General features: G+C 68.0%; 10 protein-coding genes and 4 pseudogenes. 5 read left to right on the top strand and 9 right to left on the bottom strand.

Features of this window, described 5'->3' with window-relative positions:
- Positions 1–302 precede the first annotated feature (302 nt).
- The 5 genes and pseudogenes from ACBJ32_RS59140 to ACBJ32_RS59120 all read right to left on the bottom strand — a co-directional run bounded on the left by ACBJ32_RS59140 (position 303) and on the right by ACBJ32_RS59120 (position 3,046).
- The gene (locus ACBJ32_RS59140; protein ID WP_375134363.1) at positions 303–896 is read right to left on the bottom strand and encodes a hypothetical protein; all 594 of its coding nucleotides are present in this window, start codon (positions 894–896) and stop codon (positions 303–305) included.
- Between the two features lie 68 nt (positions 897–964).
- Positions 965–1,510 (bottom strand): RNA polymerase sigma factor, encoded by a 546-nt coding sequence (locus ACBJ32_RS59135; protein ID WP_375134362.1) that lies wholly within the window; start codon positions 1,508–1,510, stop codon positions 965–967.
- Between the two features lie 324 nt (positions 1,511–1,834).
- A pseudogene (locus ACBJ32_RS59130) lies at positions 1,835–2,257 on the bottom strand (Gfo/Idh/MocA family oxidoreductase); the annotation flags it as partial.
- A gap of 150 nt (positions 2,258–2,407) precedes the next feature.
- Positions 2,408–2,873, bottom strand: a pseudogene (locus ACBJ32_RS59125) (Gfo/Idh/MocA family protein).
- Complete coding sequence (locus ACBJ32_RS59120; protein ID WP_375134361.1) at positions 2,795–3,046, bottom strand: hypothetical protein; 252 nt, start codon at positions 3,044–3,046, stop codon at positions 2,795–2,797. Before ACBJ32_RS59120 ends, ACBJ32_RS59125 begins: the two are co-directional and overlap by 79 nt.
- 143 nt (positions 3,047–3,189) lie before the next feature.
- Between ACBJ32_RS59120 and ACBJ32_RS59115 the strand changes: the two genes are divergently transcribed.
- The gene (locus ACBJ32_RS59115; protein WP_375134360.1) at positions 3,190–3,411 is read left to right on the top strand and encodes a hypothetical protein; all 222 of its coding nucleotides are present in this window, start codon (positions 3,190–3,192) and stop codon (positions 3,409–3,411) included.
- Between the two features lie 336 nt (positions 3,412–3,747).
- Here the strand turns inward: ACBJ32_RS59115 and ACBJ32_RS59110 are convergent.
- Positions 3,748–4,040, bottom strand: a pseudogene (locus ACBJ32_RS59110) (DUF6379 domain-containing protein); the annotation flags it as partial.
- 93 nt (positions 4,041–4,133) lie between these two features.
- On the opposite strand from ACBJ32_RS59110, the gene ACBJ32_RS59105 reads away from it, so the two are divergent.
- Both ACBJ32_RS59105 and ACBJ32_RS59100 read left to right on the top strand, forming a co-directional pair.
- Entirely contained in the window at positions 4,134–4,334 is a 201-nt protein-coding gene (locus tag ACBJ32_RS59105) for a hypothetical protein (RefSeq protein WP_375134359.1), read from the top strand.
- 310 nt (positions 4,335–4,644) lie between these two features.
- Positions 4,645–4,797 carry a hypothetical protein gene (locus ACBJ32_RS59100; protein ID WP_375134358.1) on the top strand — a complete coding sequence of 51 codons (153 nt, stop codon included), beginning with the start codon at positions 4,645–4,647 and terminating at the stop codon, positions 4,795–4,797.
- A gap of 216 nt (positions 4,798–5,013) precedes the next feature.
- Here ACBJ32_RS59100 and ACBJ32_RS59095 read toward each other — a convergent pair whose 3' ends face one another.
- Positions 5,014–5,526: a hypothetical protein gene (locus ACBJ32_RS59095; protein WP_375134357.1), complete on the bottom strand. Its 513-nt coding sequence runs from the start codon at positions 5,524–5,526 to the stop codon at positions 5,014–5,016.
- Positions 5,527–5,956: 430 nt separating this feature from the next.
- Between ACBJ32_RS59095 and ACBJ32_RS59090 the strand changes: the two are divergent.
- Positions 5,957–6,247, top strand: a pseudogene (locus ACBJ32_RS59090) (transposase); the annotation flags it as partial.
- 165 nt (positions 6,248–6,412) lie between these two features.
- Here the strand turns inward: ACBJ32_RS59090 and ACBJ32_RS59085 are convergent.
- Entirely contained in the window at positions 6,413–7,702 is a 1,290-nt protein-coding gene (locus ACBJ32_RS59085) for a hypothetical protein (RefSeq protein WP_375134356.1), read from the bottom strand.
- Positions 7,699–8,166, bottom strand: a complete 468-nt coding sequence (locus ACBJ32_RS59080; RefSeq protein WP_168022156.1) for a SigE family RNA polymerase sigma factor — start codon at positions 8,164–8,166, stop codon at positions 7,699–7,701. Before ACBJ32_RS59080 ends, ACBJ32_RS59085 begins: the two co-directional genes overlap by 4 nt.
- Before the next feature lie 344 nt (positions 8,167–8,510).
- On the opposite strand from ACBJ32_RS59080, the gene ACBJ32_RS59075 reads away from it, so the two are divergent.
- Entirely contained in the window at positions 8,511–8,822 is a 312-nt protein-coding gene (locus ACBJ32_RS59075) for a tannase/feruloyl esterase family alpha/beta hydrolase (protein ID WP_375134354.1), read from the top strand.
- Positions 8,823–8,909: the final 87 nt, after the last annotated feature.

The following is an 8,909-nucleotide window of genomic DNA, read 5'->3' as shown; positions in this document are numbered from 1 at the left end:
CACGCTGGGGCTATCGGGGTGGCGGGGTCTTCGCGGCCGGCGAGGTGGGGCCGGTAGCCGGGCACAATCACGTGCACGGATTCACCGCGTCCGCCCTGGTCTTCTCCGGGTCTTCGCCGGGTGGCCTTGAGCGACCGTAATAGGATCATGACGTATCGTGACGACGGGAGGCCCGGCGGCCCCCGCTGCTCGGGAGGGGCCGCCGGGCGGACTCGCTTTCTTCCGGCGGGAGGTCGCCGGACCAGCGGTCTACCGGTGAGAAGTCACGGCTCTGTGGGTGAGGAGCCGTTCGGATGGGGCGGTCAGTCGTTCTTGTTGGTGACGCCCTGTCCTTCCTCCGTACCCTGGTCGAGGGTGGGGCCGTTGTCCTGCTTGTCCGTGGTTGCGCCGGTTTCGTTGTCAGCGGGCGGGATCGTGGGCGCGGAAGTGGGCTCGCAGGGGGCGACCGTCCCCTTGACGATCTGCAGGGAGACCGTGGACGGCGGCTCGGAGTCGCCGTCCTCGCTCTTGGTGACGGCCAGCACCAGCGTGGAGTCCGCGGGGACCTCCCCCTCCTTGATCTCGAAGGCGATCCCGTCACCCGCCTTGCTGATGCCCGCGGCGAACTTCCCGTCCGCGGCCCCGTTCTCGCCCCGGGGCTGCTTGCAGGTCTGGCCTGCGGGCAGGTAGTCCACCACCGACGTGATCCCGGCCTCGGCCAGCTCGGACTCCAGGCCCTCGGGGTCGACGAACGAGTTGATCTGCACCTCGACGGTGCCGTCCGAGCCCTTGGAGACCGCGTACGCCGCGCTGCCAGTCACGCCGGTCACCATCGCCACGGCCGTGGCGGCCGCCGCCACCGCGGCGGCCAGTCCCACGATGCGCCGGGTGCGTCGTACGGGTGTCACAGTTGTCATTCGATCTTCTGCCCTTCTCGTCGTGATCTCGTCCTTGAGCGCACGCAGAAGGCGATCTTCGAAGCTGGTCATATCCGTCCTTCCTGGTACGCGGCCGATGGCGAGGCGATGTTCTTGAGGGTGCGCCGGGCGCGGTGCAGTCTGACGCGTGCGGTCACGTGCCTGATGCCCAGAGCCTTGGCGGCCTCGGTGACGGTGAGCTGATCGATCGCGACGAGCTCCAGCACAGCGCGTTCGCTTCCGGGAAGGGCCTGCATGGCCTTCAAGGCGTTGCGCATCCGGCGCTCGGCGTCGATCCGCTCCTCCATCCTGGTGAGATCGTCGTCGTCCATCAGCCGGCGACCGGCGACGCGGCTGGCCGCCCGCGCCTCGATGGCCGCCTTGCGGTGCTGGGCGGATACGACGTTACGTGCGATGCCGTAGAGCCAAGCGAGCTCGCTACCCCGGCCGGGCACGTAGGTGTGCCCCGAGTCCAGCACCGCCAGGAAGATGTCCGCCGTCAGGTCAGCGGCGAGGTGAGGATCGCTCACCCGCCGGACCACGAAACGCATGACGGCATCGACGTGACGGCGATAGAAGGCCTCAAAGGCCACGGGGTCCTCGTGGAGGCGCACAGGCCTCGCTCCCTTCGTCGTTCGCCCTTACACCTCTACTTGGATCGAGCGGCGAGAAGCGTTTCAGACCCCGTTCAACGACACCTCAGATCGCCACCTTCACCGGCCACAGGCCCAGGCGCAACCAGGCACTGGAGCACCAGCTGTCACGCACCGCTCTACAACTACGGCGCCTCACCCCGCAGAGCGCGATCCGCTCCCCGTTGGCGGGCGGCCGCTGGCCCGCCATCGTCTAATCGTCACCCAGGCGGACGTCTCGCCCACCTCAGCACGGCCGAGGTGACCACATTCCTCCGCGATCCGTTGTCGAACGTCGGCACCCGCTTAAGCAACTCCCCCGCGATGCCTGCGTAGACGTCGCGGACGAACGCGCGTTGAAGGCGTCCTGGTAGCCCATCGGGTGCCCGGCGGGCAGGATCGACAGCGGTCCAGGACCGCGTGAGACGACCGGGACCGTCCCCCGCCGCCCGATGCGCAGCGTCTCCGGACCTCCTGGACGAAGGCCATCGTGCTCAAGAGGCCCACGAGCTCGATCCTGAGGACGTTGTGGTGATCGGCCGCCGTCTGCGACACCAGGAGTGTGCCCACCGCGCCGCCGGTGAGGCGCACGGTGAGTGCGACGACGTCCTCGGTGGAAACCGGTCCTGCGCTGCGGTCGGGGTGGACGATCGCGGTGGCGGCGCTCAGTGCGCTCACCTGTTCCCCCGTGATGAACTCCACGAGGTCGACCAGGTGCGAGCCGATGTCGGCAAAGGCCCGAGCGTCCGCCGTTCACGGCGTCGACGCGCCAGTTGCCCGCGTCCGCCTCCAGCAACCAGTCCTGCAGATACGTGCCGTGCACGGTGACGAGCCTGCCGAGTTCGCCGCCGCGCACGCGGGCGCGCAGTTCCTGCGCCATCAGGTGGTGGCGGTGAACGAACGGACGGCGGCCACCCGTTCGCGCCGCTTCGTCAGGCCGGCCAGCGTGCCCGCCTCCTGTTCGGTGAGCGCGAGAGGCTTCTGGCAGACGACGTGCTTGCCCGACTCCAGCGCGGGCGGCGAGCGTGTAGTGGGTCGCGTTGGGCGTGCAGGCGTGCACGATGTCGATGGACGGGGCGGCGATCAGCTCCGCCGCGGTCGCGTACGCCGTCTCGGCCCCGAGGTCGCGGGCCGCCTGCGCCAAGCGGGCCGGGCTCGACGACGCGATTCCGGCGAGCCGTGCGCCCGCGGCACGCACGGCCGGGCTGTGGACCGCGGCCATGAACCCGCCGCCGAGGATGCCCGCGCGGACGTGCTGCGCCGCGGTCAGGCCTCTTCGCGGAGCTCGCGTTCCAGCCTCCGGAGCAGGGTGTGCTGGCGACGCACCTGCTCGATCGGGCGGCACGGCGCCCGATCCCCCTCGTACTCGCTGGACAGGTAACCGTCGTACCCGTGCTCGACCAGGGTCTGGACGATCTCCCGCCAGGGGATCTGCCGGTCGTTCAGGTCGTCGTCGATGTCGAAGAACCTGGCCTGCACGAAGGCAACGTACGGCAGGACCGCCACCAGGTCCTCCATGGGGACGGTGAGCGGCTTGCGCCAGCCCTCCCCCCATGTCGATCAGGATGCGGAAGCAGGGCGTTCCCGTGCGCTCGATGAAGGCGAGGTAGCCGTCCACGACCGGGTGTCTGATCGGGGTGGGCGCTTGAATCTCAGGGCAGATGACGATGCCCCGCTCGGCGGCCAGGTCAAGGTTGCGCTCGATCACCGGCTCCCAGATCGGGTGCGGCCGCAGGTCCATCGACACCACGCCGATCTCCGGCGGCACGCTGGTGAAGCCCAGCGTCGAGGCCAGCCGGAGGCCGCGGGCGAGCATCGCCGAGCCCTCCTCGACCGTCAGGTCGCGGTCCCGCCACATGCGCGAGTCGATCCAGGAACCGTAGTTCGTGGCCTCCAGCCCGTGCCGGGCGAGACCGGGGTGCCAGGCGTCGTTCCGTCGTCGGCGGGCGCGGGGTAGCCGCCGATGTTCCCCCCGCAGAGGATCTCGATCCGATGGCGCCCAGGTCGGCGATGTGGGCCATGGCGTCGTCCAGGGTGAGGACGTGTTCATATCGCCGGTGTAGCTGTACAGCGAGACGCCGTACTTCATGCTCTCTCAGCGTGACCTTCCGCTCGGCATGAAGACGGAGGGCTGGAACCCCGCCGGGATATACAGAGCGTGCAGGGCGATGTCCACGGCGACGTCGTGGCCGCCGGGCCGCAGGCCACCCGGGGTGCGGGACGAAGATCGTGGCCGGATCGTCGAGCTGCCAGCGGACGTCGGTGGAGGCCCGCAGTTCGGCGATGGTGAAGGTGCGTCCTTGGAGGGTCCACACAGGCTGTTCCGCGTCCCACTCGCGGGCGCCGACCCTGATGGCCACGCCGTCAATCAGGCTTCCCCACACCCTCGGTAGTTAGGCATGCGAAGAAGGAGCTGAAAGCCGGCGATCTCGCCGTCGGCGGCGACGTTGCGGAACGCACGTGGTTTGGTTCGGCAGAATTGACCGCGGTTGCTCGTGAGGTGTGACCGCAGCCCGTTCCGGTGAAGTCGTTGTTCGTGAGTTTGACCGCATGGCGTGGCTTACAGTGAGATGCTGGATGCGCTTCGTGTTGAAGGAGCGTCCTCATGCTCTCGTCGAAGGTCGATCTGTACGCCGCGATCGGCCGGGATGCGGGGGTTGAACAGCATGCCGACCTGACCACGATCCGGGCGGCGCTGAGCGCGGTGGTGAGCGCCGGCTGCGACAACCTGACCCACTGCACCTGCCCCGACCACCCGCTGCCGTTTGCCGAGCTGGCCGCCAACCGTACTGGCGAGGAGAACTGATCGCTGTAAGCACCCACCACAACGACCGCCCCCTGACCAGCGGCGCCCCCGCCGCTGCGAGTGGGGCCCGTCCCGGTGATGTTGTCGGCGCCGTGCCGGGTGCCGAGCGAGCCCAGCACCGAGACCAATGGCGGCACCGATCGCGGGGGCCCTGCTGCACAGCAAGGTGACCGCCGCCCTGGGGTGCTGGCGTGCGCGGTTCTTGCGCGGCCGTTTCGTGATGCCCTGTGCACAGATCATGTACGGATGAACGCTCCCTGGCGCCCGAATCTAGTGACAATCGGGTCCAGTTCAGACTGTCGAAACCAGCATGACCTTCGTCGACGCGATGCTCATCGACGACCGGGCGGACAACTGCGCGGCCTTCCAGCAGCAGATGGGCACCAACGATATCACCGAGGTCGTGGACAGCCTGAACCAGTGGCTGGAGGCCTCTGCGGACCACAGGCATCCACCGCAGTGACCGAGCCTGCCGCAGGACTTGCCCGAGCGGGACCGGCAAGCCCCTCGAGAACCTCAACGTCACCGCCGACGAGGCATACGGAGCGTTACTAGTGCGGCTTGTCGACACTGAGAATCGGTGACAGTTCACTATGCGACCACCTCTATCTCATTCGCAGCCGAGTGCCGCGACTGGCGATGAGCGCCCGTACGTCTCGACCGTCACGACGGGCAGCGCCTACGAGCCATCGACGGGGCCGCCGCCGGATCTCCGTGCCGGTCCATCCCCGCCACTTCTCAGCGAGCGCAGGCCCGGCTCCCGCATGGACGTCAGCGTGCGCCAGGAACTGGCGGCGCATCCGCCCAGAATGGTCACCCCGGCCAGCGGGCCGACCAGCCCGGGTACCCACTCGGGAACCGGCGCGTCGGCCACGGCGAGCCCCGCGACGCCGATCAGGATGAGGATCACGCCGGGGATCGCGGGGCCGCCTTCCCGCCACACTGCGACAAGCACGAGGAAGTGCACGCCCGCCACGGACGCCGCCCACGCCGCGGCGCCCCGGTCCGGCGATCCTGCGTCACCGAGCAGGGTGTGGCCGCCGAGGAACAGTACGACCTCGGCCGCGACGACGACGGCGTACCTGCGCCGCAGGACGCCGCCGCTCTCCACTACGGTGCCGCCCTCCTGGGCTACCTTGATACCGAGAAGCCACATGACCGCGACACCGGCCAGCAGCACAGCGGCAGCCACCCGAAGAACGACTGCCGCGGGCGTGCCCAGAGTGTCTTCGACTCCGAGAACGAAGACTGCTCCGATCACCGCACCTGCAAGCGCAGCTGACAAACGTTGCATGACGCGGCACCCTAGCGTCATCGGCCTGCCCCTTGGCACCTCCCGGCCAGTCAGCAATCGACCGTTGTCCCGCCTGAGTCGGGCATCCGCTGCTGGGCGGGTTCAGCGGATCACCTGGTACCGGACGGCGTGGACAGCATAGAGCGACAAGACGGGTGAAGTGAGGGAGATCATCCCTGATCGGCGTGATGTCCGCGGTCAGTCGCTGAGCAACGCGCTCAAGAGCGGGCACGCCGCCCAAAACCGTCCGCCCTGCAGGACAACCCGGTGCTGCGCCAGATGGTGATCGAACTGCTCGACAACGAGTGGTCCCCGGAGCAGATCGGTCCAGTGCACTTCGGCCGAGCTCTCCAGAGTTTGCGCCGAGCTCGGCGTGCGCCAGTCCATGGACGGCGTCGGGTCCAGCGCCGACAACGCCGCCGCGGAGTCCTGCAATGCCACCCCGAAACGCGAGACGCTTCAAGGCGCCAAGCACTGGTCCTCGGCACGCGAGGCCCGCCTGGCCGTCTTCAGATGGATCGCCCGCTACAACACCCGCAGAAGGCACTCCGCCCTCGGCTACCTGAGCCCGATCGACTACGAGCAGCAGACCGTCGATAGAGTGCTGCTCGCCGCATGACAGCCGGTGCCCACGCTTCGGGGCCAGCCCCCTCCAGATGCTTGAGTGCCTTCGCGCCGGGACCACATCGTGCTCGGCATGCTGGGTCTACTCGCCTACGCGCCTGGCAGACGTCCAAGCGGCTGGCCAGCCAGTTCGCTTGACAACCTCAGATAACGATGGTGGTCATCGGGTAACGGCCCTCAGGTTCACCACGGTGTACTCCTTACCGCCACCACGCGTCTTGACGGCGCAACCGGTGGTGTGGCCGCACTCTTCGTGAGACTTCTCGTCGGCGTCCCAGTAGATGGTGGCGGAAGGCGCGGAGGATGACGCGCCCACCGCCATGTTGCCGGACAGCACGCCGCCCGACCGTCTGCCGATTCCGGCGAACACGCCGGTCTCCAGGTCGTACACCACGGCGATCGGCACCCCGGTCTTGTTGCGATCCGGGTCATACACCCTGAACACCGCGTATCGGTCACCCAGCAGCGAGCGCATGTGGTTCAGGCGCAGCCCCTGAGGCAGGCTCTCGCGCTCGGACCCGTCGATGCGCTGCCTGATCACGTGCCCGTCCAGGGCGCCGACGCACCACTGCGCATGACACTGCATCGCCTGCACACCTTCGGGCAGCGAGACATCGAATGACTGGCCGGTCTCCAGGTTGACGAGACGATTCTGGTTCGCGTCCGGGCGCTCGCCGGCCCGGCCTGCGGCCCACGGCCAGGCCGTCAGGTGGAGCCCGTCAGTGCCGGGCAGCCGCTCGGGGGCACCACCGCTCAGCGGCATGCGGTAGATGCCGCCTTCCCGCACCGACCACACGACGAAGCCGTCGGTGACGGCGATCTTCTCGACGTCGGCGTCGACCTCGCCGACGCGCCGGGCTGTGCCGCCCTGTCTGGGCATGATCCAGAAATCCGCCCAGTCATCGGAGTCCTGGGGCGTTTCTCCGAACCATGCGATGTACTCAGAACCCACCGCGAACAGCTGGGGGTAGTACTTTTTCTGGGGACTGGGGATGGAACCGAGCACGCGGCTCCTCCCCGAGGTCGAGTCGAACATCTCGAGCCGCCCGGCTTTCTCGAACCGGGAATTCGCGACCAGCAGCACCTCAGTGGCACTCAGGCCGGTCACCGGGTACACCTTCCAACCTTCCGAGTTCTTCATCGGGACCTTGAGCACCGCTTGTGGCCACAACTCGGCGACCGGCTTCGTCTCGGGCACGAACGCCTCGGAAACGGACGGAGAAGGGCTGACCGCCACGGCGGGTTCAGGTTCCTTCCGGTCCTTGCCGGACAGGACTGCCGTCACGCTACCCGCGATCGCCACCACTGCCACCGCCGCGAGCAAAACCTGCACCCGGTGCCTGGTACGCCTTGCGCGCCGTCGCTTGGCCACGCCCTCCGAGAGATCGCAACGATTCACCTGATCGGCGGCTGCGCGCAGGGTCTGGATCAGATCCTGTTCGTCTCTCATCGTGCCTCCTGAAAAGCATGCTTGATCCGGAGCTTGTCCAAGGCGCGGGCGGCCTGGCTGCGTACGGTCCCTCGGGAGACACCGAGGATCTCGGCGATCTCCTGGTCCGGCAGGTCCTCGTAGTAGCGAAGAACGATGACAGCTCGCTGCCTGCGGGGCAGCTCCTGAAGAGCGGCCCACAAGGCGGCGTCGCTGTACTGGTCGAGTCCGCCATGATCAGGGACGGCGGCGACCAGGTCCTCACGATGACGGCGACGCCACGATTTGACGTGCAGTCTGACCATGATCGTGCGCACGTACCCCTCGGGGTCGTTCTTCTGGCGCACACGGAACCAGGCATCACCCAGTCGTGCCAGCGCCTCCTGCACGAGATCGGCCGCGTCCTCGGAGTTCCCGGCAAGCACGTAGCCGTAGCGAAGGAGCGCGTCTCCCCGTGCCTGGATGAACTCGTCGAAATCTTCCACAAACCCAAGGATCAAAAAGTGCGCCTACCTGTTGCACGAGATCAGCATCTGCTTCGCACCGTCACGTCTAGGAGGCGCGACGGTTCGACCGCGCCGTAACCGTCGCGAAGTGCGGCCGACTCGTCTTCCACGTCTTCGCCGCCCTTGCTGAGTTCGTCCGCGAGCTGATCCGGCACGCCCGCGCCTTGCGCTCACCCAGCCCGACGCCACCGTGTCCTCGATCACCCGGCTGCTGAACGTTAGCCGCTCCACGATCTACAAGCGTGCCCGAACTCGCTACGGGCCGCCCTGCCGTCGAACAATCAGCAGCACGTGGACTTTAAGAACAACGGCTCTGGCCCGCGTTGGCCGCCTGCGACGACCTCTACGGCCTCAAGGACGGACTGATCGACGACCCGCGCCTGTGTCACTTCGACCCCGCGACGCTCGAGTGCGCCGCTGGGCAGGACGCAGCGACCTGCCTGTCCCCGGCCGAGACCGGGGTGGTCCGGTGCCTGCACGACGGCGCGGTCACCGCGGACGGCAAGCGTCTCGAACCCGCCATCGCCCACGAGTGGGGCTCCGAGCTCGGCTGGACCCTGTTCGTCCCGGCGGCCCAGGGCACCCGCGTGATGAGTGAGAGGGCGGTCTGCGGGTCGATGCCCCTGATGTCATAGTGTGATCGAGTGAATCTGTAGCGTTATGCCTGCCTGGTGGGCGTGGACGTGTTGAGATGGCCGGGTGAGTGAACGCAAGCCGTACGC

Source organism: Nonomuraea sp. GTA35 (assembly GCF_041950525.1).
In the GTDB taxonomy this organism is placed as follows: domain Bacteria; phylum Actinomycetota; class Actinomycetes; order Streptosporangiales; family Streptosporangiaceae; genus Nonomuraea.
Note: the sequence above shows the minus strand (reverse complement) of the source record. Positions and strands in the feature narration are given on the sequence as shown.

What these genes read in the sequence shown, in the direction of transcription:
- ACBJ32_RS59115 (WP_375134360.1), top strand. Translation starts at nt 3,190, where the DNA reads ATGACGATGCCCCGCTCGGCGGCCAGGTCAAGGTTGCGCTCGATCACC.
- ACBJ32_RS59085 (WP_375134356.1), bottom strand. Translation starts at nt 7,702, where the DNA reads ATGAGAGACGAACAGGATCTGATCCAGACCCTGCGCGCAGCCGCCGAT.
- ACBJ32_RS59120 (WP_375134361.1), bottom strand. Translation starts at nt 3,046, where the DNA reads ATGGAGGACCTGGTGGCGGTCCTGCCGTACGTTGCCTTCGTGCAGGCC.
- ACBJ32_RS59100 (WP_375134358.1), top strand. Translation starts at nt 4,645, where the DNA reads ATGACCTTCGTCGACGCGATGCTCATCGACGACCGGGCGGACAACTGC.
- ACBJ32_RS59105 (WP_375134359.1), top strand. Translation starts at nt 4,134, where the DNA reads ATGCTCTCGTCGAAGGTCGATCTGTACGCCGCGATCGGCCGGGATGCG.
- ACBJ32_RS59140 (WP_375134363.1), bottom strand. Translation starts at nt 896, where the DNA reads ATGACAACTGTGACACCCGTACGACGCACCCGGCGCATCGTGGGACTG.